This is a genomic window from Micrococcus sp. 116, from assembly GCF_902506395.1.
Taxonomy (GTDB): Bacteria; Actinomycetota; Actinomycetes; order Actinomycetales; family Micrococcaceae; genus Micrococcus; species Micrococcus luteus.
In genome coordinates, this window is the sequence record NZ_LR732370.1 from 1,902,138 (window position 1) to 1,925,821 (window position 23,684).

Annotated in this window: 19 protein-coding genes and 6 pseudogenes; 9 read left to right on the forward strand and 16 right to left on the reverse strand. The window is 71.3% G+C overall.

The window, feature by feature from the left end; all coding sequences use genetic code 11:
- Positions 1-42 precede the first annotated feature (42 nt).
- Positions 43-1,725: a long-chain-fatty-acid--CoA ligase gene (locus CITRIK5_RS08790; protein ID WP_095353722.1), complete on the reverse strand. Its 1,683-nt coding sequence runs from the start codon at positions 1,723-1,725 to the stop codon at positions 43-45.
- A 219-nt stretch (positions 1,726-1,944) separates the two neighbouring features.
- On the opposite strand from CITRIK5_RS08790, the gene CITRIK5_RS08795 reads away from it, so the two are divergent.
- The 3 genes from CITRIK5_RS08795 to CITRIK5_RS08805 all read left to right on the forward strand — a co-directional run bounded on the left by CITRIK5_RS08795 (position 1,945) and on the right by CITRIK5_RS08805 (position 6,027).
- Positions 1,945-2,550, forward strand: a complete 606-nt coding sequence (locus tag CITRIK5_RS08795) for a TetR/AcrR family transcriptional regulator (protein WP_095353721.1) — start codon at positions 1,945-1,947, stop codon at positions 2,548-2,550.
- A gap of 285 nt (positions 2,551-2,835) precedes the next feature.
- Positions 2,836-3,402, forward strand: a complete 567-nt coding sequence (locus tag CITRIK5_RS08800; RefSeq protein WP_100059152.1) for a DinB family protein — start codon at positions 2,836-2,838, stop codon at positions 3,400-3,402.
- A gap of 93 nt (positions 3,403-3,495) precedes the next feature.
- Positions 3,496-6,027, forward strand: a complete 2,532-nt coding sequence (locus CITRIK5_RS08805) for an HAD-IC family P-type ATPase (protein WP_144825151.1) — start codon at positions 3,496-3,498, stop codon at positions 6,025-6,027.
- Positions 6,028-6,033: 6 nt separating this feature from the next.
- Here CITRIK5_RS08805 and CITRIK5_RS08810 read toward each other — a convergent pair whose 3' ends face one another.
- The gene (locus CITRIK5_RS08810) at positions 6,034-6,855 is read right to left on the reverse strand and encodes a hypothetical protein (protein ID WP_095353719.1); all 822 of its coding nucleotides are present in this window, start codon (positions 6,853-6,855) and stop codon (positions 6,034-6,036) included.
- Between the two features lie 125 nt (positions 6,856-6,980).
- On the opposite strand from CITRIK5_RS08810, the gene CITRIK5_RS08815 reads away from it, so the two are divergent.
- Complete coding sequence (locus CITRIK5_RS08815) at positions 6,981-7,433, forward strand: acyl-CoA thioesterase (protein WP_010080066.1); 453 nt, start codon at positions 6,981-6,983, stop codon at positions 7,431-7,433.
- 98 nt (positions 7,434-7,531) lie between these two features.
- Here the strand turns inward: CITRIK5_RS08815 and CITRIK5_RS08820 are convergent, their stop codons facing one another.
- From CITRIK5_RS08820 to CITRIK5_RS08840, 5 genes are all read right to left on the reverse strand, one after another.
- Entirely contained in the window at positions 7,532-8,167 is a 636-nt protein-coding gene (locus CITRIK5_RS08820; protein WP_095353718.1) for a CbiQ family ECF transporter T component, read from the reverse strand.
- Positions 8,167-8,859 carry an energy-coupling factor ABC transporter ATP-binding protein gene (locus tag CITRIK5_RS08825; protein WP_236557169.1) on the reverse strand — a complete coding sequence of 231 codons (693 nt, stop codon included), beginning with the start codon at positions 8,857-8,859 and terminating at the stop codon, positions 8,167-8,169. Before CITRIK5_RS08825 ends, CITRIK5_RS08820 begins: the two co-directional genes overlap by 1 nt.
- Before the next feature lie 373 nt (positions 8,860-9,232).
- Positions 9,233-10,423 carry a thiolase C-terminal domain-containing protein gene (locus CITRIK5_RS08830; protein WP_041104673.1) on the reverse strand — a complete coding sequence of 397 codons (1,191 nt, stop codon included), beginning with the start codon at positions 10,421-10,423 and terminating at the stop codon, positions 9,233-9,235.
- A complete protein-coding gene (locus CITRIK5_RS08835) occupies positions 10,420-11,712 on the reverse strand; it encodes a class I adenylate-forming enzyme family protein (protein ID WP_159833549.1) in 1,293 nt (430 codons plus the stop codon). The genes CITRIK5_RS08830 and CITRIK5_RS08835 overlap by 4 nt, the downstream gene beginning before the upstream one ends.
- An 8-nt stretch (positions 11,713-11,720) precedes the next feature.
- A complete protein-coding gene (locus CITRIK5_RS08840) occupies positions 11,721-12,386 on the reverse strand; it encodes a biotin transporter BioY (RefSeq protein WP_095353715.1) in 666 nt (221 codons plus the stop codon).
- Positions 12,387-12,876: 490 nt separating this feature from the next.
- On the opposite strand from CITRIK5_RS08840, the gene CITRIK5_RS08845 reads away from it, so the two are divergent.
- Positions 12,877-13,701: an aldo/keto reductase gene (locus tag CITRIK5_RS08845; protein ID WP_236557170.1), complete on the forward strand. Its 825-nt coding sequence runs from the start codon at positions 12,877-12,879 to the stop codon at positions 13,699-13,701.
- Between the two features lie 109 nt (positions 13,702-13,810).
- On the opposite strand, the pseudogene CITRIK5_RS08850 reads toward CITRIK5_RS08845, so the two are convergent.
- Positions 13,811-14,047 (reverse strand): annotated as a pseudogene (locus CITRIK5_RS08850) (ISL3 family transposase); the annotation flags it as partial.
- Positions 14,048-14,131: 84 nt separating this feature from the next.
- Positions 14,132-14,497 (reverse strand): helix-turn-helix transcriptional regulator, encoded by a 366-nt coding sequence (locus CITRIK5_RS08855; RefSeq protein ID WP_010080056.1) that lies wholly within the window; start codon positions 14,495-14,497, stop codon positions 14,132-14,134.
- An 82-nt stretch (positions 14,498-14,579) separates the two neighbouring features.
- On the opposite strand from CITRIK5_RS08855, the gene arsB reads away from it, so the two are divergent.
- Genes arsB through CITRIK5_RS08870 form a run of 3 tightly spaced genes read left to right on the forward strand, consistent with a single transcriptional unit; the run spans position 14,580 to position 17,489 of the window.
- The gene (gene arsB, locus CITRIK5_RS08860; protein WP_036381392.1) at positions 14,580-15,671 is read left to right on the forward strand and encodes an ACR3 family arsenite efflux transporter; all 1,092 of its coding nucleotides are present in this window, start codon (positions 14,580-14,582) and stop codon (positions 15,669-15,671) included.
- 23 nt (positions 15,672-15,694) lie between these two features.
- Entirely contained in the window at positions 15,695-16,123 is a 429-nt protein-coding gene (locus tag CITRIK5_RS08865) for a low molecular weight phosphatase family protein (protein WP_002855764.1), read from the forward strand.
- A gap of 28 nt (positions 16,124-16,151) precedes the next feature.
- Positions 16,152-17,489: an FAD-dependent oxidoreductase gene (locus CITRIK5_RS08870; RefSeq protein ID WP_159833551.1), complete on the forward strand. Its 1,338-nt coding sequence runs from the start codon at positions 16,152-16,154 to the stop codon at positions 17,487-17,489.
- 1,294 nt (positions 17,490-18,783) lie between these two features.
- On the opposite strand, the gene CITRIK5_RS08880 is transcribed toward CITRIK5_RS08870, so the two are convergent.
- From CITRIK5_RS08880 to CITRIK5_RS08890, 3 genes and pseudogenes are all read right to left on the reverse strand, one after another.
- Positions 18,784-19,398: a ParA family protein gene (locus CITRIK5_RS08880; RefSeq protein WP_065423796.1), complete on the reverse strand. Its 615-nt coding sequence runs from the start codon at positions 19,396-19,398 to the stop codon at positions 18,784-18,786.
- Positions 19,399-19,578: 180 nt separating this feature from the next.
- Positions 19,579-20,007, reverse strand: a complete 429-nt coding sequence (locus CITRIK5_RS08885) for a DUF6083 domain-containing protein (RefSeq protein WP_127435416.1) — start codon at positions 20,005-20,007, stop codon at positions 19,579-19,581.
- Positions 20,008-20,115: 108 nt separating this feature from the next.
- Positions 20,116-20,256, reverse strand: a pseudogene (locus CITRIK5_RS08890) (IS3 family transposase); the annotation flags it as partial.
- 49 nt (positions 20,257-20,305) lie between these two features.
- Here CITRIK5_RS08890 and CITRIK5_RS08895 point away from each other — a divergent pair.
- Positions 20,306-20,473: pseudogene (locus CITRIK5_RS08895) on the forward strand (IS256 family transposase); the annotation flags it as partial.
- A gap of 125 nt (positions 20,474-20,598) precedes the next feature.
- Here the strand turns inward: CITRIK5_RS08895 and CITRIK5_RS08900 are convergent.
- The 4 genes and pseudogenes from CITRIK5_RS08900 to CITRIK5_RS08920 all read right to left on the reverse strand — a co-directional run.
- A pseudogene (locus tag CITRIK5_RS08900) lies at positions 20,599-20,769 on the reverse strand (IS3 family transposase); the annotation flags it as partial.
- Between the two features lie 4 nt (positions 20,770-20,773).
- Positions 20,774-21,006: transposase (locus CITRIK5_RS08905; RefSeq protein ID WP_370462591.1), on the reverse strand; the 233-nt coding region annotated here is incomplete at its 5' end.
- A gap of 102 nt (positions 21,007-21,108) precedes the next feature.
- Positions 21,109-21,780, reverse strand: a pseudogene (locus CITRIK5_RS08915) (TniB family NTP-binding protein); the annotation flags it as partial.
- Positions 21,774-23,441, reverse strand: a pseudogene (locus CITRIK5_RS08920) (Mu transposase C-terminal domain-containing protein). The pseudogenes CITRIK5_RS08915 and CITRIK5_RS08920, both read right to left, overlap by 7 nt.
- Between the last annotated feature and the right edge of the window lie 243 nt (positions 23,442-23,684).

Consider the following 23,684-nt stretch of genomic DNA (forward strand, 5'->3'; position numbering starts at 1 on the left):
GTCTCCTGGGGTTGGGGTGGGTCTGGGGAGGTGGTGGGCCGGTCAGCGGCCGGAGGTGAGGGCGTCGGCGTAGTCGGCGCGCAGCTTGCGCTTGTTGACCTTCCCGACGCCGGTCCGGTCGATCTCCGTCACGAAGCGGACCTCGTCGGGCAGCTGCCAGGTGGCGAAGCGCTCGGCGAGTGCGGCGAGGACGGCGTCCTGGTCGACGTCGGAGCCCTCGTCCCGCACCGCGAGGGCCAGGGGGCGTTCCTCCCACTCGGGGTGGGGGACGCCGATCACGGCGGCGTCGCGGACCCCGGGGACGGTCATGATGTGGTTCTCCAGGTCGATCGAGGAGATCCACTCGCCACCGGACTTGACCACGTCCTTCAGGCGGTCGGTGACCTTGAGGTAGCCCTCCGGGGAGAGGTAGCCCAGGTCCCCGGAGCGCCAGTAGCCCTCCTCGTCGAAGCCGGCGTCGGTGGCCTCGGCGTTGTCCGCGTAGGAGGCGGTCACCCAGGGCCCGCGCAGGCGGATCTCGCCCACGTTCTCCTCGCCGGGCGGCAGCAGCTCGCCCATGGGGTCGGTGATCTTCACGTCCACCCCGACGACGACGAGGCCCTGGAACCGCTTGAGGTTCCACCGCTCGTCCTCGGAGAGGGTGCCCATGAGGCTCGGCTTCATGCGGTTGAGGGAGACGATGGGCGAGGTCTCCGTGGCGCCGTAGGCGTGGATGACCTCCGCGCCGGTGAGCTCGTCGAAGCCGCGCATCATGGCCACGGGGGGCTCGGTCGCGCCGCACAGCAGGCGCACGCCGTCCATCCGTGGGGGCGTCTCGAGGGTGCGGAGGTGGTGGAGCATCGGCATGAGGATCGCGGGTGCTGCCGGGGCCACGGTGACGCCGTGGTCCACAAGGGTGGAGGTCAGCCACGGGGTGTCCGTGAGGTTGAACCGGCCCGGCAGCACCAGGCGCGCGCCCACGGCGACGGCGGCGAACGGCAGGCCCCAGCACTGCGCGTGGAACATGGGGGTCAGCATCAGGGCGGTGTCCGCCATGGTCATGCCCAGGGTGGACACCACGGCGTGCGCGTGCAGCCAGGTGGCCCGATGCGAGTAGAAGACGCCCTTGGGACGGCCGGTGGTGCCCGTGGTGTAGCAGGCGCCGGAGGCGGAGCGCTCACTCACGTTCGGCAGGCCCGCTGTCTCGAGCGGCTCGTGCCCGTCGAGGAGGGCCTCGTAGGACAGGACGTCGCCGCGACCGGCCCAGTCGGCAGGGAGCTCGCCGTCGCCGGCCACGATCCAGCGGACGCCGTCGGGCAGGTGCGGTTCGAGCGCGGCGGCGAGCTCCAGGAGGGTCTCGTCCACGACGATCGTCCCCACCTTCGCGTGGGTGATCACGTAGGCCAGGTCCGTGGGCGCCAGGCGCAGGTTGAGCTGCACCATGGTCGCGCCCAGCAGCGGGACGGAGAAGTAGGACTCGAGGTGGCGGACGTCGTTCCACAGCAGCAGGCCGACCCGGTCCCCCGGCCCGACGCCCTCGGCGCGCAGGGCCGCGGCCATGCGGCGCACCCGCTCCCACACGGCCGCGTAGGTGGTGGTCTGCCACGGGGAGCCGCCGCCGCGGGTGTGGATGATCTGCTGATCCCCGAAGGTCCGGGCGGCGTCCCGCAGGAGGCGAGTGGTGGTGAGCTGCTCGTCGTCGCCCATGGTGGACGGGGTGCCGAGGACGGTGTCGGTGGTCTGCATGGGTCCCCCTGGGAGGTGTGGTGGTCGCGGAGGCGGGCGGCAGTCGTCTGTGACATGCCTCACTGAGCTGATGTTGCACACTCAAGCACGATGTTGCACTAGCGTGCAAGAAGGGTGCGGGGGGGCGTTTCGATCCCTGCCGTAGGGTTCAGCGAGCCCCCGCATCCTCGTCTCCCGACCACGGGCCATCCCATCCGCCGACCCAGCCCCGAGGACCCGATGAACACCCTCCTGCCCTTCGACCAGGACGACCTCGCCTCCCCCGCGCGCCTGCGCCTGGCGGCCCTCGAGCTGTATGCCGAGCGGGGGGTCGAGATGGCCAGCGTCCGCGAGATAGCGCAACGGGCCGGCGTCGCCCCCGGGCTGGTGCGGCACCACTTCGGCAGCAAGGCGGGGCTGACCCGCGCCGTCGACGACGACGTGCTGCGCCTGATCGCCGCGACCCTCGACGAGGTCCCGCTCGTGGGCACCCCACAGGAGGTGTCCGCGGCCCGCGACGCGGCGTTCGCGGACCTGCTGGCCGACCACCCGGTGGTGGGGGCCTACGTGCGCCGCTCGCTGCTGGAGGCCGGCGGGGAGACCGAGTCCCTGCTGGAGCGCCTCGTGGACCTGACCACGGAACAGACCGAGCGCCTGCGCCGGTCCGGCTTCGCCCCGCGGCGCAGCATGCCGACGTCCGTGTTCGGCACCGTCATCCGGCAGATGGGGCACCTGATGGTCGACCCGTCGGCGGACCGCATCTGGCGCCGGATCGCCGAGACCCAGGAGGGCGCCGCCGAACAGGCGAGCCCGCGGGTGCGGCTCGTGGTGGATCCGCCGCGGTGAGCAGGATCGCCGCCCACCGCGGCGGCGTCCGCGTACGCCTGCGCCGCCCAGTCCTCGCTGACCCCGACGAGCTCCTCCGGGTCCTCCTGGGTGGCCACGACGCCGGCCCGCCCGTTCCGGGAACGCCTGCGGTCGGTATGAGCGCACTTTGCAGGCTCAGAGCGACCGCACGCGTTCCAGGTCCGCGGGCGCTCTGAGCCTGCAAAGTGCGCTCATACCCCGCCCCCGCCCCCGCACGCGCCGTTTCCCGAACGAAAACGCGAGGTGGGGCGTAGCCTGGCCGCCATGACCACCGTGTTCTACGACGACCAGGGCCGCCCCGAGCCGCCCTTCGCCGCGGGCGAGGCCGCCACCCTGCTGGGCTTCCTCGACTTCCTGCGCGCCACGATCGAGTGGAAGACGGCGGACCTGGACACGGCGGCGCTGCACCGCCGGCTGCCGGGGCACCCGTCCGCGATGACGCTCGGCGGCCTGCTCAAGCACCTCGCGTTCGTCGAGTTCTGGTGGTTCGAGGCCGTCGCCCTCGGCGAGCCCACCTCGGCGCCCTGGGTGGGAGCGGACTTCGACGCCGACCCCGACTGGGACTGGCACAGCGCGGCGCAGGACTCCGCGGCGGACCTGCGCGCCCTCTGGCAGGGCCAGGTGGAGCGCTCCCGGCAGATCGTGGTGGACCTGCTCGCGGCGGACGGCGACGACGGCGACGCGGCCCTGGCCCGCGCCCACCGGATCCGGGAGGGGCGGGACCCGGTCTCGCTGCGGTGGATCCTCACCCACATGATCGAGGAGTACGGCCGCCACGCCGGCCACGCCGACCTGCTGCGCGAGGGGATCGACGGCCAGGCCGGCGAGTGAGCCCGCCCCACCCGCAGTCCCGCCCACGGTCGCACCCGGGTTCATCCCCACGTCGGATGCCCGGCCCCGCGCCGGCTGGGTAGATTCTGTGCCATGGCCTCCCCCTCCCCTGCGTCCGCGCACCCGTCCGCCCCCGAGAGCGGGACGGGCCTGGGGTTCACCGGCGCGGCGGGGATCACCGGGCTCACCGCCGCCGAGGTCGCCGAGCGGGAGGCCGCGGGCCTGGTCAACGTGCAGTCGCGGGACACGTCCCGCTCGCTGGGTCAGATCCTGCGCGTGCACGTGTTCACGCTGTTCAACCTGGCGATCGCGCTGTGCGCCGTCGTCGTGATCCTGATGGGCCGCTGGCTGGACCTGCTGTTCTCGCTGGCGGCCGTGGCCAACGTGGTGATCGGCGTGCTCCAGGAGTACTCGGCCAAGCGGAAGCTGGACCGGATCGCGCTGCTGCACCAGGACGACGTCGTCGTCATCCGGGACGGGGCGCGCGTGCCCCTGCCGATGGCGCAGATCGTGCGGGACGACGTCGTGGTGCTGCGCCGCGGCGACCAGGTGCCCGTGGACGGCGAGGTCCTCGTCTCGGACGGCCTGGACATGGACGAGGCGCTGCTCACCGGGGAGAACGACCCCGTGCCCAAGACCCCCGGGGACGCCGTGCTCTCGGGCTCAGCCGTCGTGGCCGGCGCGGGCCTGGTGCGCGCGACGGCGGTGGGCTCGGCCTCGCACGCGGCCCGGCTCAGCGCCGAGGCCCGCCGCTACTCCGCCATCCGCTCGGAGCTGCGCGGCGCCCTGGAGAAGGTGGCCCGCGGGCTCACGATCGCCCTGGTGCCGATCATCGCGGTGATCGTGCACGGCCAGATGACGGCGGTCGGCGGCTGGTCCCTCGCCCTCTCCCAGCCGCGCGAGGCCGCCCTGGAGCCCGCGCTGATCGCGTCCGTGGCGGCGGTGACCAGCATGATCCCGCAGGGCCTGGCGCTCATGACCACCATCGCGTTCGCCGTGTCCGCGCTCAAGCTGGCCCAGCAGGAGGTCCTCATCCAGGAGCAGCCCGCCGTGGAGGTCCTGGCCCGCGTGGACACCGTCTGCCTGGACAAGACCGGCACCCTCACCGAGGGCGGCGTCCGGTTCGACCGGCTCACCGCACCCGCCTCGGCGGACGCGTCCCCGGACACCCACGACGACGGCGCCCCGGCCGAGGTCGGCGACGGGGCTCGGGCCGTGCTCGCCTGGTTCGGCGCGGACCCGGACGTGAACCCCACCGCGGCGGCCCTGCGCGAGCCCTTCACGGCCGTCCCGCCCGTGGACCCCGCGGCCCAGGTGGCGTTCTCCTCCGCGCGCCGGTGGTCGGCGGTCGCGTTCGGCCCCGAGGCCGGGGCGGCGGCCGGCACGTGGCTGCTCGGCGCGCCCGAGGCCCTCGTGGACGAGCGGCTCCTCGGCCCCGACGCCGCCGAGGCCGTCCGCGCCCAGGTCCACGCCGACGCGGACGCCGGCCGCCGCGTGCTGCTGCTGGCCCGCACGGACGAGCCCCTGATCGGGGATGCGCTGCCCTCCGGAGGCGTCCCGGTCGCCGTCGTGACGTTCCGCGAGAACGTGCGCCCGGACGCCGCCGAGACCCTCGACTACTTCCACGCCCAGGGCGTGCGGACCGTGGTGATCTCCGGGGACAGCCCGCGCACCGTGGCCGCCGTGGCCCGCGAGGTGGGCCTCGAGGTGGCGGGCCAGGCCTACGACGGGCGCACCCTGCCGGACGAGCCCGGGGAGCTCGCCGACGTGATGGCCGAGCACGACGTGTTCGGCCGCGTCAGCCCGGACCAGAAGAAGGCGATGGTGCAGGCGCTGCAGTCGAGCGGGCACGTGGTGGCCATGACCGGCGACGGCGTGAACGACGCCCTGGCCCTGAAGACCGCGGACCTGGGCATCGCCATGGGCAACGCGGCCCCGGCCACCAAGGCGGTGTCCCGGATGGTGCTGCTGGACGGGCGCTTCGACCGCCTGCCGCGCGTGCTCGGCGAGGGCCGCCAGGTGATCGCGAACATGGAGCGGCTCGCCCACATCTACCTGACGAAGACGACGTACGCGCTGCTGTTCGGCGTGGTGTTCTCCCTGTTCGCGTGGCAGTTCCCGCTGCTGCCGCGGCAGGCCTCCACCGTGGACTTCATCATGATCGGCGCGCCCACGTTCTTCCTCGCGCTGCTGCCGAACCCGCGCCGCTACGTGCCCGGATTCCTGGGGCGGGCGCTGCGGTTCGCGATCCCCTCCGGCGCGGTGATCCTGCTGTCCATGGTGGCCCTGCATTCGTACGTGCGCCTCACCGCCGGCGACATCGACCTGGCCCGCCAGCAGGCCGCGTTCATGATCACCCTGACCCTGCTGGGCCTGTGGGTGCTCAGCGTGATGTCCCGGCCGCTGAGCGCGCGCGTGGTGGTCCTCATCCTGGCGATGTACGCGGTGCTGGCCGCCGTCGTGCTGGTGCCGGCCTCCCGCTGGTACCACCGGATGGAGGTCCCGCCCACGGACGTGCTCGTGGCCGCGCTGGTGGTCGCCGCGCTCGGGTGCGGACTGATCGAGGTCATCCACCAGGTGCACCGCCGCCACGTGGCGAGGGTGCTGGCCGCCGCGGGGGCCTGAGACCCCTCAGCGGCGGGCGCGACGCACGGCGGCCCGGTAGTCGAGCCACGTCCACACCAGCACGACGACGGCGACCAGCAGGTACGCGACGTCCCACGCGCTGAGCCGCTCCCCGGCCACCACGCCCGGGAGACGGGTGGCCAGGATGAGCACCACGAACGCGGTGACCGCCCAGGCCCGCCGGCGGGGCGCGGCGACCCGGTCCTTCTGGAAGCCCGCGGCGTACGACTCCGGGGAGCCGAGCTCCTCGGCCAGCGGGCGCCCGGCCGCGGCCCCGCGTGCCCGCGCGTCACGGACGATCTCGCCCACCCGCGCGTCGGGCAGGTCCTTGCGCAGCCGCAGGACGCCGGCGAGGCGGCGGGCCCAGGCGTCGTCGTCGAGGGCGGCGGGGGGCTCTTCCACGGGACGGCGGGCCGCCGGGAGCAGCCGGTGTGCGAGCCAGGCGAGGCCCGCGCAGACCGGGGCGACGGCGAGCAGCCAGAACGTGCTCCCGGTGAACAGGTGCGTCGGCGCGTTCACCTCCACGAGCCACCAGGCGAGCACCAGCACGAAGGCCAGGAGGGCGCCGCCGGCCACCAGCGTGGCGGCCAGCCGCGGGACGCGGACGAGGAGCCGCTCCCAGAGGACCATCACCGCCACCCCGGCCACGCCCATGAGCACCGGGGCCAGCAGCAGCCCCCACGTGTAGTCGGTGGTGAGCCCGTCCCGGAGCAGCCAGACCAGGCAGAACAGGACGGCGATGCCGGCGGCGACCGTGAAGCCGACCACCGGCACATCGCGCCAGGTGGCGTCGGGTGCGGCGGGGTCGGGGTGGGGGCGGATGGTCATCGGTCGGGTCCCTCCTGTGTGCTCCGTTGCGGATCCCTTCCGGCGACCCTACGGCCCGGTCGAGCACGTCTGCGCATCGGGCGCCCTCCCTCGTGCCGGCGTCGCCGTCGCTCTACCGTTGAGCCATGGACTCCACGCTCTTCACCCGTTCGGCCGACCGCGCCGCCCACGACGACGTCAACTTCCGCACCCGCAAGTGGGTCAAGCCGGAGGACCTCAACGCGAACAACACCCTCTTCGGCGGCTCGCTGCTGCGCTGGGTCGACGAGGAGGCGGCCATCTACGCGACCCTGCAGCTGGGCAACCCGCGGTGCGTGACGAAGCTGATCTCGGAGATCAACTTCCTGGCCTCGGCGAAGCAGGGCGACATGATCGAGATGGGCCTGCGCGCCACCGAGTTCGGGCGCACGTCCCTGACCATGCGGGCGAAGGTGCGGAACATCGTGACCGGCGAGATGATCCTGACCATCGACAAGATCGTGTTCGTGTCCCTGGGCGAGGACGGCAAGCCCGTGCCCCACGGCTTCACCGAGATCACCTACGACCGCGACCGTCTGCCCCTGGACGGCCCCCTCTGAGCCGGCCCGCCACCCCACGCGGTCCGGGGGCGGAACTCGGGGATCCCCACCCCGAATACCGCCGAGTTCCGCCCCCAACGCGGAAGGGCCGGGCGGCTCTAGTCGATGCCGCGGGCGGCCAGGGCGTCCCCGACGTCGTCGGCGTGCTTGAAGCTGAGCACCAGCAGCGGCAGCGCCCAGGCCCACGGCGCCATCCGCACCCCGCGGGCGGCCTGCGCATGCCGGATCTGCTCGGCCAGGGCGCGCAGGTGGCCGATCGAGGAGAGCACCAGGCCCATCGCCAGGCCCACGCGGTCGGCGCGGAACCCCGCCCGCGCCAGGCGTGGCCCCGCCCACGGGATCCGCTCGACCGGCCGCAGCACCGCCTCGGCCACCCCGGTCATGTCCGCGATCCGGGTGGTGCGCGTCAACACCTGCGCGGTGAGCACGAGCCCGAGCACGCGCGCCACCATGAGTCCGGCCGCGAACGCGTCGGTGAAGATCCACTGCGCCGCGAACAGGACCACGTAGAACAGCCACAGAGCGCGCAGGTCGGAGGCGATCATCGCCGCCCCGCGCCGCAGCCCGAAGCCCACGAGATACGCGGTCACGGCGCCCACGACGGCGGCGCCCGCGGCCCACAGGGACAGCGGCAGCAGGGTCAGGGCCAGCACCCACACCGCGAACAGGCCCGTCTTGAGGCCGGCACGGGCGTGATGCAGGGGCGAGTCGCCGTGGACGTACAGGGAGAGCATCAGCGCAGCTCCGCCGCCACGGCGTGGTCCAGGAAGCGCTCGTACGCCTCGACCACGTCCCCGGCCGGGCCGGTCCGCTCCACACGGCCGCCGTGGATCCACACCGCCTCGTCGCACGCACGGGCCAGCTCGAGGTCGTGGGTCACCAGCAGCAGCTGGAACCCGTCCGGGGCGGAGGGGTCGGCGGCCAGCAGCCGGTCGGCCACGATCCGCCGGTGCCGGCCGTCCAGCAGGGAGGTCGGCTCGTCGGCGATCACCAGGGACGGCCCGGCGGTCATCACCGAGCACATCGCCAGTCGCTGCGCCTGTCCCGAGGACAGGGACAGGCACGCCCGGTCCGCGAGCGCGGTGAGCCGGTGCTCCTGAAGCGCCGCGGCCACGCGCGCGGCGACGTCGTCCTTGGTCAGGCGGCGGCCGGCGTCGTCCCTGAACGACTTCACGGTCAGCTCCACGTCCTCCCGGACGGTGGGCATGACCATCTGCGCGGCCGGGTTCGCGAACACGAAGCCGACGGTGCGGCGCAGCGCCTTCACGTCCCGGACGGCGTCCACCCCGTGCACGCTCACCTCCCCGGCGACGACGTCGGCCAGTCCGGCGATCGCGCGGGCCAGCGTGGACTTGCCGGAGCCGTTCTCCCCGATCACCGCCACGCGCGGGGCCGTGAGGGTGAGGTCCACGCCGTCGAGGAGCACGACGACGCCCTCGGGGCCGTCGGCCTCGACGCGGACGCCCGTGAGGGTGACGGAACGGTCCTGCGGCGTGCTGGATGTGCGGTTGGGAACGGTCAGTGCAGGTCACCTCCAGGAGCAGGGTCATCCGCAGTCCTCCGGGCTGGGCGGGGGGCGGTGTGGGCCGTGCGGAGCCGGTGTGCGCTCCGGTGTGGAGCAGCGTTGGCTGAACAGCGTTCAAGAGTGTAACCCGGCGCGCCCCCACCTTGCCCGGGCGCACTTCTGCCACGTTCCCGGCCGATTCTGGGGTATGAGTGCGCCCAGGCGGGCCACCCGCGCGGTACTCGTGCGCCCAGGATGGACCTGCGGATGCCCTTCATGCCCCAGCACGGTCACCTCACGCCACCTCCAGCAGCATCGTTATCCCGAGCCCTCCGGCCACGGCGCAGGCGACCACGGCGCGCGCCCCGGGCGGCTGCCCCTGCAATCGGTGCACAGCCCGCACGACGGCCGCCGCGCCCGAGGCGCCCCATGGGTGCCCCAGCGCGAGCGCTCCCCCGGCCGCGTTGACGCGCCGGTCCACGCCCCAGTCGTCCAGGCCCTGGCGGTCCGAGCCCAGGGAGGCCGGCCCCGGCCGCGCGTGGTCGGTGAGGCCGAGCCGGTCCAGGGTAGCCAGCGCCTGCACGGCGTAGGCCTCCACCACCTCCACGACGGCGACCTCCCCCAGCCTCCAGTCGGCCGCGGCGAGAGCCCGCTCGACGGCGGCCACGGGGGCGATGCCGGGCAGAGCCGGGTCCCCGCCCCGGATCTCCGCCCCCACGATCCGCACCGGACGCAGACCACCCGCGGGCTCGTCCCGCCCCACCGGCGACCGCTCGCACGGCACCACCAGCACGGCGGCCGCGCCGTCGGCGATCCGCGCGGCGGTGCCCCCGGTGACCGCGGCGGCCGGGTCGGCGTCAGGGTGGACGGGCGTGAAGCGGGCGAGGGCGCGGGCGTCGAGGCGGCGCGGACCGTCGTCGTCGGGAGCGCCGGGCACCCGTTCGATGCGACGCAGTCCGGCCGCGGCGAGCGCGAGGGCGTGGGAGCGCGCGGCGAACGCCTCCTGGCGGGCGCGCGGCATCGCGTCCGCGGCGGCGAGGGCGTCAGCGGCGGCGGTCATGCCCGGGTCCGGCCAGCCGGACGGGACCATGGGCGCCTGCGTGTAGGGCACCCCGTCCCGGCTGCGCTGCGGAGCGGTGGACGGGGATTCGACGCCGCCACCCACGCACGGCCGGCCGGTGAACGCGGCGTGCTGGGCGGCCTGCAGCACCCCGGCCAGCCCGGCGCCGCACTGGGCGTCCACGGACCACCCCGGGGTGTGTTCGCCCAGACCGGCCGCGAGCGCGGCTATCCGCCCGAGGTTGCCACCGGGCCCTGTGCAGTTTCCGAGCACGACGGCGGCCACGTCCGCAGCGGCGGGGCCGGTCACCGCGGCCACGGCCTGGGCGGACAGCGCGCCGGCATCGAGACCGGCCTGCCCGCGGGAGCGGGCCGTGAACGCGGTCCGGGCGGCGGCGGTGATCCACAACCCCGGGGTGGTGGTCATGCGCTGCCTCCGGGCGGGTCGGGGAATGCGGCGACGTCGGGGGCCATCCGGCGGATCTTGCCGCTGCCGGTGCGCTCGAGCCGGTCCACCACCTGCCAACGTCGCGGCCGCGCGGCCGGGGGCAGGTGCGTGCGGGCGTGCTCCTTGAGGGCAGCCAGCACGACGTCGGCGGGCAGGCCGGGTGCCGGCTCCACGTGGGCGACGACGAGGCTCCCCAGCCGCGGGGCGGGCTCGCCCTGGACGAGCACGGCGGTGCACACCGGGACCGCGTGGGGAGCGGAGTCCCCGCCGGAGGCCGTGCTCTCGCGACGGACCGTGGCGCGCAGCAGCTCGGCCTCCACCTCGGCCGGGATCACGGTGGCTCCGCCGGTGAGGATGGCGTCGTCGGCGCGACCGCGCAGGTGCAGGACGCCGTCGTCGTCGATCTGGGCCCGGTCCCCGGTGCAGAGCCAGCCGTCGGCGCCCCAGCGGGGTGTGCCGTCGGTCAGGCGGGTGCCGTCGGGCTCGGCGAGCTGGTCCGAGCGCACGTGCAGGACGCCCTCGCGGATCTCGAGACGCACGCCGGGCAGGGCACGCAGGCCGGAGCCGTCCGGGTCCACGGCCACGAAGCTGGCCTCGGCGGACCCGTAGTAGTGGACCACGCGCAGGCCCAGGGCGGCGGCGCGCTCGCGCAACTGACCGGGCAGACGGTCCCCGCCCACCAGGACGACGCGCGGGCCAGCGGGGGCGCTGGCGGCCCGGACCGCGGCCAGCAGATCGCAGAGGTCGGCCAGCTGTGCGGGCGTGCAGTGCACCGCCGCGGCCCCGCCCGTGACGTCCGCCGCGCGCAGCCGGGCGCGGCTGGGCACGAGCAGCCGTGCACCGACATGCGCGCACAGGTCCGCCGCGTTGACCGCCATCGAGGACACCGGGTGCACGGGGACGAGCAGGCTCTCACCCGGCTCCAGGCCGAGCCAGTCCTCGACGAGCCGGTGGCCGGTCCGCCAGGAGTCGGCCGTGCGCAGGATCACGCGGGGCCGTCCCGTGGTTCCGGAGGTGAAGGCCGCCCAGCCGATCCGGGCGGCCCGGTCGGGAGCCCGCGCGGTCAGTTCGGCCAGCAGCGCCTCGGCGTGCCCGACGCCGGCCTGCCACTGCGCCACGGACCATCGCTCGTCGCCCACGAGCGGGACCAGCCCGGCAGTCCGGGCCTCCAGCGCCCGGCGCAGCACGGCTTCGTGGTCCGCGCCCCGCAGCGGGGCGAGGCGGGAGACGGCGGGGGCGACGTCGTCGTCGGACGGGGGCAGGCGCACCGGAGGGATCACCGGAAGGCGCGCGGGTAGGCCTTCCACAGGCCGGTGCAAAGGAGGACGGCGATGACGAGCTTGGTGAGGTCGCCGGGCACGAACACGGCCATGGAGAGCATCGCGGCGCCGAACTCCATGCCCTGGACACCGACGAAGCCGAACGCACCGAACACATACACCATGATCACGCCGCCGATCAGACCGGCCACGGCGGCCGCCAGCGCGATCCGTCCGGCGCTCAGGCCGGGGCGGGAGCGGGAGGTGAGAGCCCAGAAGATCAGGCCGACGATCATCGCCGAGGGGATCCAGCCGAGGATGAAGCCGACCGACGGGCCCACGAACACACCCAGACCCCCGCGACCACCGGTGAGCAGGGGCAGGCCGAGCGCCACGAGCGCGTTGAACAGCGCCATCGAGGCGGCCCCGCGCCACGGGCCGAGGATCACACCGGCCAGGATCACGGCGATGTTCTGCAGCACGATCGGGGCGGGCACACCGGCGACGGCGATCGGCGGCACCAGACCGAGCACGGCCATCAACGCGGTCATGACGGCGATGCGCGCGAGGCTGCCGCCGGCGGAACCGTGACGGGGGCGGCCGGCGTCGGCGGGGCGGTCCGCCGTCGTGGTGGCCGCGGGGCGGACGTGGCCGTCGTGGGACGAGGGCACGGAAGTGCTCATGGAGGGACTCCTGGTGCGGAAGCGAGTGCGAGGGGGCGCTGCCGAGGCGCGGGGCGCATGGCGAGGGCCCGACGAGTTGAACAGTGTTCAGGAGTCTACTGCAGGGGCGGAGGTGTGGGCGGCCGGGGTGCGCTGCCAGGGTGACAGGCGAGACTGTGGGCGGCTTGGGCGTTGTGCTGACCGGCGATCAGCAGGAACGAGGTATGCGGCCCGAGACGGGAACCTGGACACCAGCCGCTCACCCGATGACCTCTGCCTTCTGTTCCGCCGTGGTGGTACTGTCCAGCCCACCGACGCCGGAAACCGCTCGTGAGCAGCCCGGTACGCCACATGGCGCAGGCGGGGCTGACTACCGGCCCGACACCCGGCACCTCGGCACCCGCCGCCCTCCTATAAGCCAGCACCGGTCGAGGACGCGCCGGCCCTTCGAGGATCTCAGCCCACGTCCCACCCCAGGACAACCAGAAGGAAGTGATCGCGGATGCGACGGATGACGCTGCCGAGTGGGGAGTCCATCCCTGTGCTGGGCCAGGGCACCTGGGGCTGGGGTGAGGACCCCGGCCGCCGCGGCGACGAGGTCGCCGCGCTGCACGCCGGCCTCGAGCTGGGCATGACGCTGGTCGACACCGCCGAGATGTACGCCGACGGCGGTGCGGAGGAGGTGGTTGGTGAAGCATTGGCGGGTCGCCGCGACGAGGCGTTCGTGGTCAGCAAGGTCATGCCGTCCCACGCCTCCCGTTCCGGCACGATCGCGGCCTGCGAACGCAGCCTGAAACGCCTGGGCACCGATCGGATCGACCTCTACCTGCTGCACTGGCAGGGCAGGTACCCGCTGCAGGACACCGTCGCGGCCTTCCAACAGCTCGTCGAGGACGGGAAAATCCGATACTGGGGCGTCAGCAACTTCGACCACCGGGCCCTCGCCGACCTGCAGGACGTGCCGGGCACCAGCGGGCTGACCACGGATCAGGTGCTGTACAACCTGTCGCGGCGAGGACCGGAGTACGACCTGCTGCCGTGGTGCGCCGACCACCAGCTGCCGGTCATGGCGTACTCGCCGATCGAGCAGGGCCGCATCCTTCACGACACGACGCTGAACGACGTCGCGGCCCGTCACAGCGTCAGCCCCGCGGCGGCGGCCCTCGCCTGGGTGCTGCGCCGCGACTCGCTCTGCACGATCCCCAAGGCGAGCAGCCCGCAGCACGTGCGCGACAACGCCACAGCACTGGACGTGGAGCTGACCCGCGAAGACCTGGATGCTCTGGACCGTGCGTTTCCGCCCCCGAGCGGACCGCGACCACTGGAAATGCTGTGACCCTGCCCCAGGGCGCAGCCCGGTCGGTCCGGGCAGTCCGGGCAGCGCTCCGGTCAGCGCAAGTCTCCGAAGGACCTGCCTGTCACCTCCTCCTGAACCTGTGCACGCCATCCATCGACTCCTTTCCTCGAGCCCTGTCGGGTTCGCGGTAGGCGCTGATCATCCGCTGGCAGGTCCCCCAAGTGGCCTCGAGCCGGGCCCTCTGCTTGTCGGTGAGCAACCCGGTTCCGGCGTGCAGGGTTCGACGGGCGGAGTAGAGCGGGTCGCCCGTGCGGCCGCGGTGGCCATGCAGGTCCTGCTGGACCCGGCGGTGGCAGCGGACCAACGCGTCGCCGGCTAACCGGACTGCGAGCGACCGGCGTTGTGGACGCAGACGACCTGGACACTGGGCCGTGCGGTCAGGAGGATCTCCAAAGTCGGCGGCGGGGGTTCAGGCGATGTCGAGGAAGGAACGGAGCTCGGCGAAGGCCGACGGCACGACGGAGTAGTGCGCCCAGCGGCCCTTCTGCTCGCGCGTGAGCAGGCCAGCGTCGACGAGCTTCTTCATGTGGTGACTCACGGTCGGCTGGCTGATGCCCAGCGGCTCGGTGAGATCACAGGCGCAGACCGAATTGCAGCCCTGAGCAGCGACATGGGACAGAAGCCGGAGACGGGTCGGGTCGGAAAGCGCCTTGAGCAAGGACGCGATCCTCTCGGCCTCGACGCTGTCGACGGGCCCCGCTGAGAGCGTGCAGCACTCCTCAGGGCCGTTCATCGTCTCGAGCCCGGCAGCTGTGATCGCGGTCGTCGTGGACATGCCCCCACCTTACATTGACAGTCATCGATGTGAAGCATAGCGTTCGCATCGATATCCGTCGATGGAAGGTTCGGCCCCCCTCATGAGTACGACCACCAAGGATGTGGAGCAGCCCCGCGTGATGAAGGAGATGTCCTTCCTCGATCGCTGGCTCCCGGTGTGGATCCTGGCCGCCATGGCAGTGGGTCTCCTGCTGGGGCGGTTCATCCCCGGCCTGAACACCGCGCTGGAGGCGGTGAAGATCGGATCCGTGTCCCTGCCCATTGCGATCGGACTGTTGGTGATGATGTACCCGGTCCTGGCGAAGGTCCGCTACGACGAGACCCGGCGTATCGGCGCGGACCGACGCCTGCTGGTGACCTCGCTGGTGCTGAACTGGATCGTCGGCCCGGCACTCATGTTCGCCCTGGCCTGGATCTTCCTGGCCGACCTTCCGGAGTACCGCACCGGCCTGATCATCGTCGGGCTCGCACGCTGCATCGCGATGGTCCTCATCTGGAACGACCTCGCCTGCGGTGACCGAGAAGCAGCCGCGGTGCTGGTCGCGATCAACTCCGTCTTCCAGGTGATCGCCTTCGGTGCCCTGGGCTGGTTCTACCTCCAGGCGCTGCCGTCCTGGCTGGGGCTGCCGACCACGTCGGCCGAGTTCTCGATCGGTGCGATCGTCCTCAGCGTGCTGATCTTCCTCGGGATCCCGCTGGTCGCAGGGTTCCTGACCCGCATCCTCGGTGAGCGAGCCAAGGGCCGGACCTGGTACGAGGAGCGGTTCCTCCCGAAGATCGGTCCCTGGGCGCTGTACGGGCTGCTGTTCACCATCGTGCTGCTGTTCGCCCTCCAGGGCGACGCGATCATCTCCGCACCGGGAGACGTGGCCCGCATCGCCCTGCCGCTGCTGGTCTACTTCGTCGTCATGTTCCTGGGGTCCTTCCTGCTCGGCCGCGCGATCGGCCTCGACTACGCGAAGTCCACGACCGTCGCGTTCACGGCCTCGGGCAACAACTTCGAGCTCGCCATCGCCGTCGCCATCGGCACCTTCGGAGTCACCTCCGGCCAGGCCCTCGCCGGCGTCGTCGGCCCGCTGATCGAAGTCCCCGTCCTCGTCGCCCTCGTCTACGTCGCCCTCGCTATGGGGCGGCGCCTGTTCCCCGGCGACACCACCGCCCCCACCCGATGACCCCACAGAAGGATCCCCTCGCCATGACCACGAAGCGCCCTTCAGTCCTGTTCGTCTGCGTGAAGAACGGCGGCAAGTCCCAGATGGCCGCCGCCCTCATGCGCCATCACGCCGGGGATGAGGTCGACGTGCATTCCGCCGGCACCCGCCCGGGCACCGCCATCAACGCCCAGTCCGCGGAGGCGATCGCCGAGGTCGGCGCGGACATGTCCTCCGCCGTCCCGCAGCCGGTCACCCCCGAGCTGCTGCGAAGCGTCGACCACGTGATCGTCATCGGCGACGAAGCCGTCATCAAACCCGTCGAGGGCATGACCGCGCCGGTCACGACCTGGCACACCGATGAGCCCTCTCAGCGCGGCATCGAAGGGATGGAGCGGATGCGCTTGGTCCGCGACGACATCGACACCCACGTCCGCAAGCTCCTGACCGACCTCACCGGCACCGCGAACTGACCGCCCCGCAGCAAGGAGACTCATCATCGTGACCACCGCAACGAACTCACATCCCATTGTCGTCATCGGCGCTGGCCCCATCGGCCTTGCCGCCGCTGCCCACCTCTCTGAGCGCGGCCTGCCGTTCCTGATCCTCGAGGCCGGGACCGCGGCAGGAGCCGCGATCGCCGAGTGGGGGCACACGCGGCTCTTCTCGCCGTGGCAGTACAACCTCGACGCCGCCGCACAGCGTCTCCTCGAAGCTGCCGGCTGGACCGCACCCGACGCCGACGTTCTCCCGACCGGTCACGAACTGCGCGAGCATTACCTCGAACCGCTCGCGCAGCTTCCCCAGCTCGCCGAGTCGATCCGCTGCGGGGCGCGGGTCACCGCCGTCTCCCGCGCCGGCATCGACAAGACCCGCACCGCACGCCGCGAGGAGACCCCCTTCCTCGTCCGGATCCAGACCACCGACGGGCACAGCGAAGACGTGCTCGCCTCCGCGGTCATCGACGCCTCCGGCACCTGGTCCACGCCCAACCCCCTCGGACAGGCCGGGCTCCTTGCTCCCGGCGAGCAGCAGGCCCGCGCCGCGGGCCACATCACCGCGCCGCTGCCTGACGTGCAGGGCCGCGACCGTGACCGCTTCGCCGGCAAGCGAGTCATGGTGACCGGTGCCGGCCACTCAGCCGCCAATACCCTGCTGGACCTCGCAGGCCTGGAGGCCGACACCACCATCATTTGGGCCGCTCGCACCGCAGACCTCACCCGCGTCTACGGGGGCGGCGACCAGGACGAACTCGCAGCCCGAGGAGCGCTCGGCTCGCGACTGCGCCAGCTGGTCGACTCCGGACGCATCGAGGTCCTCACCTCCTTCACCATCACTCGCTTCAGAGCCGACGACACGTTGACCGTCCACGCTGTGACCCCGGACGGGGAGCGAGAAGTGAGCGTCGATGTGCTGGTGCCCGCCACCGGGTTCCGCCCTGATCTCGGAATGCTCTCCGAACTCCGCCTGGCCCTGGACCCGGCCGTCGAAGCACCGTCCCAGCTGGGGCCGCTGATCGATCCCGAGTTCCACTCCTGCGGATCCGTCGAGCCTCACGGTGAGCGAGTCCTCGCCCACCCGGAGACGAACTTCTACATCGTGGGGATGAAGAGCTACGGCCGCGCCCCCATCTTCCTCATGGCCACCGGCTACGAACAGGTCCGCTCCATCGCAGCAGCCCTGGCCGGCGACCGCAAAGCAGCCGACGCAGTCCACCTCGAACTACCCGAGACCGGCGTATGCACCACCGACCTCGGCGGCAGCTGCGACGCCCCAGCCCCAGCCGGCGACGCCTGCTGCAGCAGCCCGCAACTGATCGAGCTCTCCGTCGGCCGATGAGCAAACAGCGGGACGGCACGACGTTCTGTGCCACCCCGCTGGGGTATACCCGCCTGGACGCCGCCCAGCCCGGCGCGCTCGGCTCGAATACCTGGAACTGCAATGCATCCAGGAGCACCGCCTCCAGATCCCCCTCGCACTCGGCCAGACGCATCCCCAGGTCCGTGCGGTGGGCGATCACCCGTCGCGGGTCTTCCGGGGAAGGTCCGGCCTGCCAGGCCACCACCGTGAGCACCTCCCCGGTCACGTCGGCGTCGAGGAGACGCGCGTGAGTCTCACGACTGAAGTACCTCTGGACCAGCGCGGACATCACCCGGCGCACCTCAGGCGTGGACGGCAACTCTGAGGGCGGCAGGGCATCCGGTGCAGTCATCGCCCCAGGGTAGGAACGAGTCCTCGTACCCGGATAGCCCCCCTGGGGACAGCTGCGCCCTGGCGCCGGCCCCTTGCGGTTGCAGGCTCACTCACACCAGAACGGCGCCGGGCGGACTTCACACGCCTCTCGCTCCACCAGGCCGATCCCTCCCACCAGGACAGGCCAGGCGGCCAGCACCAACAGAGCAACCACCGCGGCCGTCCAGCCTCACCGAGAGCGAGGGGATCTGGATCGAGCGAACCGGACGCCGCAGACGGCCGCGCATGCGACGACGAGGAGCTGCCCCACGCTGACGAGCAAGGAAGGCGCCCCCACGGGAGCGTGGCTGCCCTGGGCGAACTCCGCGACGGCGTAGGCGGCCATGAAGACGGCTATGGCCACGGGAACGATGAGCACCAGCAGCACGAGCCCCAGGACCACTTGCGCTGCGGACCGCCCCGAGACCCGGCCAGCTGGGGTGGATTCGATCATCGGGTGATCTCCGAAGCTCAAGGGCGGATGGGTTGGGCACGAGAGCCCAGCTACGAGGGCTCTACGAGTACGCCAAAAGAAACCTAGACCACGACCGATCCACCGGCGACCCCTGCCCATGAAGACTGAAGCAGCACCCACACCTAGCGCCCCGGCACAAACGGTCGTTTGTGGCGGGCGTCCGGGATGCGACGGGGCTGTGGCTTCGTTCGCTTGGTGGCGGGGTTTTTGCAGCGCTCCGTGGCGGTCTTGTTGCCGCGATCACGCAGGACTGGCTGCAGGTAGGTGTCGCGGTCTGAACCGAGAGGGGTGCGCCCGGTCGGGGCCGTTTGGATCGCTGCCGCTACGTCAGAGTCCGAAGGCTCCGCCGCTGACGAGGATCACGATGCCGAGGCCGATGAGAACGATGGGGAAGAGGATGTTCNGCGCCGGGGGTGGGCTTGGTGCTCACGGGCGGGTCATCTCCTGGATCTCCTCGGCGACCTGGAGCCAGGGGCCGAGCGCGGTACGGGTGGGGTAGGTGCCGTGGGTGTGCTTGAAGCTCTCGCGGGTGGGGATCGTGGTGGCCAGCTGCGGGACGTTCTCGGCGGCCAGCAGGTCCACGACCTGGGTGAAGAGCTTGGTGCGGGGGTTGGCCTGGTTCAGCAGGGCCACCAGGCGCACGGTGGGGCCCAGGGCGTCGACGGTGGCCCAGGTGCGGGCGATGTCGTCGGCGCTGGGAGTGGTGGGGATGATGACCAGGTCGGCCGCTGCGGCAGCGGCGGACTGGACGTCGGGGGTGCCCGGTGGGGTGTCGATCACGACGAAGTCCGTGCTCGGGCGCAGCCGTTTGAGGTCGGAGAGGTTCACGGCCCGGTAGGTGAAGGGGATGGGCGAGCCTGTGGGGCGTTCTTCGGCTGCGATCTCCAGCCACTCGCTGGCCGAGCCCTGGGGATCGGCGTCGAGGACTTCGACGCTGTGGCCGGTGTGGGTCAGGGCGGCGGCGAGGCAGATGGTTCCCATGGTCTTGCCCACGCCTCCCTTGGAGGCGATGAACGCGATGGTGACAGGAGCTGGTGCCATGAGGGCAGGATAACCCGCACTAACGCAGTGCCGCACGCGGTGATGCGTTAGTGCGGTACTGCAATCCCTCGGGCCTAGGCGTACATATCGCGTTGGCCAGGGCGGGAGCTGGTGATGGCTCCTCCTCCGTGTGGCAGAGCGTGAGCTCCGTGTTGTCCACCAAGTGGGGATTCTGCTTGTTCAGGAGAGCTTCTCCTCCGTGTCGCTTTCCTCGAGGCTGGCACGCAGCTCGTTCTGGATGCGGAGCAAGGCCGGAGAGTCTGAGTCCTCATCGAAGGGGCAGACATGCGTGTGTGGGATGAGCACCTTGTCGGTGGGGCGTTCTGCGGGGCGTTGGATGGCGATGATCTTCCGACGTCGAGGAAGGCGCCACTGAGCCTTAGGGGGCAATCCAGCGCTCTCGTACTCTTCCGGCTGGAAGGGCCAGGGTGCTTCGCGTTCGGTGTAAATCCAGATGATCGGCAGTCGACAGCGTCGGCAACGGCCTCTCTTTGGTTTGGACCAGAGATAGGTGGCTGGGGCGTCGTCAGCAGGGTCTGAGAACAAGGCCTGCTTGATCTGCTGGGGTTCATGGAGACGATGCCGGGGTGGTGGTTGCTCTTGGCTCATGTGGGTCTCCTCTGCCTGCGCACGCCGGTGATGTTTGGATTCTCACCCGATGGCCGGCTGTACACCAGAGGAAGGAGGGACTGGTGCACGTGTAGGTGACAGTCGTCTTCACGCCGCGTCTGCGGGCGTGTGGTCCATGATCAACTCGTACTCGACCGGCGTCAATCGGCCCAGGCGCACCTGCCGGCGGCGGCGGTGGTAGGTTCGCTCGATCCAGGTGATGATCCCGGCCCGCAGCTCGGGGCGTGTCAGATGGTCTGTGTAAGCCGTACCGAGAGGAACGGTAAGAATCATGACCATGATCGACGAGAAGAACCCAGGCGAGCCCTCGGGCCAGGACCTGGTCGAGCAGCTGAAAGCCTCAGGGCAGCTTGATGCCCTGTTCGCGCAGATCGACGCGGGCGGCGTCGAGCTCACCGGTGACGGCGGGTTCGTGCCCGCGCTGGTCAAGGCCGCGCTCGAGCGGNCGGCTCGTCGAAGGCCAGGCCGTCACGAACTGGAAGCAGGCCCTCGCCCAGCTCGCCGCGGCCTACCCCGACCGGATCAACCCCTACCTGTGACCACCCCGCTTACACAGACAAGTTGACACGCCCGCAGCTCGTCCCGGGTGTCCCAGTCGCGTCGGTCCAGCACGTTCTTCTGCAGCAACGCGAAGAAGGACTCCATAGCCGCGTTGTCCCCGGCAGCACCGACCTGACCCATGGACCCGATCAGCCCGTGGGTGGTGAGGGCGTCCTGGAATAGGGCCGAGCGGAACTGGGCGGGTTCAACCGGTCGTTGCAACACCGTGCGTTGAGAGCGAGCGTAGCTGCTCGGCGAAGACCTCCGCGGGAGTCTTCCAGTCCAGGACCTTCCTGGGCCTGTTGTTCAGCGTGTACGCGACTGCTGCGAGGTCCTCGGCCGACCATCTCGACAGGTCCGTGCCCTTGGGGAAGTACTGCCGCAGCACCCCGTTCGTGTTCTCGTTCGTCGGCCGCTGCCACGGCGAGTGGGGGTCAGNCCGGCTCGTCGAAGGCCAGGCCGTCACGAACTGGAAGCAGGCCCTCGCCCAGCTCGCCGCGGCCTACCCCGACCGGATCAACCCCTACCTGTGACCACCCCGCTTACACAGACAAGTTGACACGCCCAGAGCGGGAGCACGAAGGGTTCGAAGCGGTTCTCCAACTGGTCATCGGAGCGCACCGCCAGGTAGGCCTCGCGGGTGCCGACCCCGACCAGCGGGATGCGCAGTTCGTTGCCCAGAAACCGCAGTAGGTTCAGGAACTCCCGACGGGTGTCCCCGCGACCGGCCAGCACGTTGTGCAGCTCATCAACGACCAGCATCCGCGCCCCGACCTCGCGCAGCAGGGACAAGGCGAGGCGTTCGAGCTCCACCAGACGAGGCCGGGGCCGCAGGGGTGCGCCCAGGACGGACAGGATCGCGGTGTAGAACCGCAAGGGTGATGGTTCCGAGGGCATCTGCACGCACACCACCGGGACCTGCTCCCGGTCCGGTTCGGAGCTGGGCGGGTGCTGCCGGCGGAAGCGCTCGATGATCATCGACTTGCCGTTGTTTGTCGGGCCCACCAGTAGCAGGTTGGGCATGCGCTGCTTCGCCGGCCAGCCGAGCATGGTCTCCAGACGCTCGACGGCCTCGACCGCCTTCGGGTAGCCGATCCAGCGGTCCGCGCGGATCCGCTGGACCCGCTCGGCCGCCGGCAATCGCGCCACCGGCTGCGCGGCCGGGTGCAAGTGGGACAGCTCCAGCGGCTCGTACTCGTTGGCATTCACCATTGCTCGATCTCCCCGAACCGGGCCACCACATCCAAGTCCGTTGGTACGACCGGTGGTTCCGGCACCGGGGGCGTCGGCCTCGTAGTGGTCGTCCCGGTCTGGGTGCGGCGTTGCCTCTCGCGGCGGGTGTGCTTGGTGGTCTTCTGGGCGGTCTCGGAGATGGTGCGCATCTGCTCGATCATCCGGAACAGGCCCGACTCGTCGACTTCGGTGGCCCCACGCTCGCGCAGCCGGGCCAGAGCCTGCCGGTGCTCCCACACGCTGACCGCCGGGTTCGACAACGCCCGATACGGGACCTCGATGTACGCGGTGCCCTCGGGGTCCAGCACCCAGATGCGGCTGATATCGCGCGGATCCCGCCGGATGAGGAACCGCTCCAGGGCCTCGCGGCGTGCGATCCACGGCTTGAGCGCATTGGCGAAATAGTGGACATGGTCTAGAACAAACCCGGTGCGCGTGAGCTTGCGGCGGAACACGGGCAGAAAGTCCACTAAGAACGCCGTTGGGTTGGCCGTCGTCATCGGGGTACTGGTCGCTGCGACCGACTCGACCCACCGTCCGGCCGGGGTCTGGCCCAGCGTGGAGTGCACCGTGCCGTGGTAGGTCGCCACAGCCAACACCAGCCACCGCTCCAACTCGGCAATCGTCAGTGCGGCCATCTTCTCGGCGTCGTACGCTCCACGCTCGACTGGGTTCGAAAACGTGGTCCCCGGCAGCTCGTGGATCTGTCGCATGGCCGTGCCGATGACCCGCTCGACGATCCCGCCGTAATGCGGCCGGCCCAGCGGGCGGTAGTCGAGGCTGATACCGTGCTGGTCGCACCCGCGGGTGAGCGCTTCGCTCTTGAACTCCCGAGCATTGTCCACATACAGGACCTTCGGCTTGCCACTCATCGGCCAGGCCGCGTCGATTCCGAGCCGCTCCAGCCAGGGCCGCTTGTCACCGGCCGCATGGGCCAGGCACAACCCCACCGACACCGCCGAGGGCGGCTCCAAGGTCACCACCATTCCAACCAGACACCGACTGCGCACGTCGATGGCCACCGTCAGATACGGCCGTCCGATCGGCTGACGGTCACGGTCATCGACCACGATCAGATCCATGACCGTGTGATCGATCTGCACCTGGTCCAGGATCGACTCGACTACCGGAACCTCGTCCCCGGCCGATTGCAACGGCCGGACGCTCTCGGCCCCCTCGCGCCGCCGGCCCACCTCGACCGGATTCATCCGAGCGATCCGCGCGGCCACCGTGTTCCGTGCCGGAGCCGGCAGCCCCTACACGGCGCAGGCCCGCGTGATCTCCCGATGCAGGGAGGCAATGCTGCGCTTCTGCCGGGTCAAGTACCGCTGGCGCACCAGCTCACGGATGATCTGCTCCACTGGCTCCGTCAGCCGGCCCCCACCCTTGCCACCATCCGATCGCCGGGGGACAAGATCAGTGACCAGGCCCGAGCCCCGCCGGTACCGCTCCAGCAGCACGTACACCCGGCGCCGGGAGATCCCCAGCTCCATCGCGGCTTCGTCGACGACAGCCAGTCCCACTGGATCGTGCTCGGCCAGGCGACCGATCACCCCGGCCCGCAACCGGGCCTGCTCCCACTCACGCTCGGGCACCGCAAGCACGCCCGGTCCAGCCATCTCATCCTGGTCGCCGTCCACGCCCGCCTCCTCATAGAGAACAGGACTACTGAGCAGATGCGACGCTAGTGCACAGGACTACTGAACGACCAGGGCTCGGGAGTCGACGACACCACCCCCGAGAGGACGGGCCCGAGAGCGCAGTCGACTTCTGAAAATGACTCGAGGACTGAGCTCGCTCGACGTACGGTGAAGGATCCCCTTACGGGCATGCGATCTGGGCTGACGCCTGTGACCGAGTGTTCAGTTCGCACTGTATAGTTC